Annotated in this window: 1 protein-coding gene; it reads right to left on the reverse strand. The window is 60.3% G+C overall.

Going from position 1 to position 511, the window contains the following annotated elements:
* The coding region (locus WDZ78_RS23305; protein WP_425674409.1) for a carbohydrate ABC transporter permease at nt 1-511 on the reverse strand (511 nt) is incomplete at both ends.

A 511-nucleotide genomic window follows, 5' to 3' on the forward strand; every position in this document is an offset into this window, starting at 1 on the left:
TGCGCCGCCGACGTCGTAGCCCAGAAGCGCCGTGCGATAGATGAGGAAGGCAAGGTTGGTCGAGGCGTAGCCGGGGCCGCCATTGGTGGTGACGAGGATTTCCGCGTAGACACCGAGCAGGAAGATCGTCTGGATCAAAATGACGACGGTGATGGCGCGCGACAGGTGCGGCAGCGTCAGATAGACGAAACGGTTGATGAAGTTGGCGCCATCCATCTCGGCCGCTTCCTTCTGCTCGCCGTCGAGCGACTGCAGGGCGGTCAAGAGGATCAGGGTGGCAAAGGGCAGCCATTGCCAGGCGACGATGATGATGATGGAGAGCAGCGGGAACTGTGCGAACCAGTCGACCGGCTGCAGGCCGAAGAAGCGCGAGAGATCGGCAAGCACGCCGTAACCGGGATGCATGATCATGTTCTTCCACACCAAAGCTGCCACCGGCGGCATGACGAAGAAAGGCGAGATGATCATGATGCGCACGATGCCCTGGCCGAAAATGTCATTGTCGAGCAAG

It is taken from the genome of Agrobacterium sp. M50-1, from assembly GCF_049843495.1.
Lineage (GTDB): Bacteria > Pseudomonadota > Alphaproteobacteria > Rhizobiales > Rhizobiaceae > Agrobacterium > Agrobacterium radiobacter.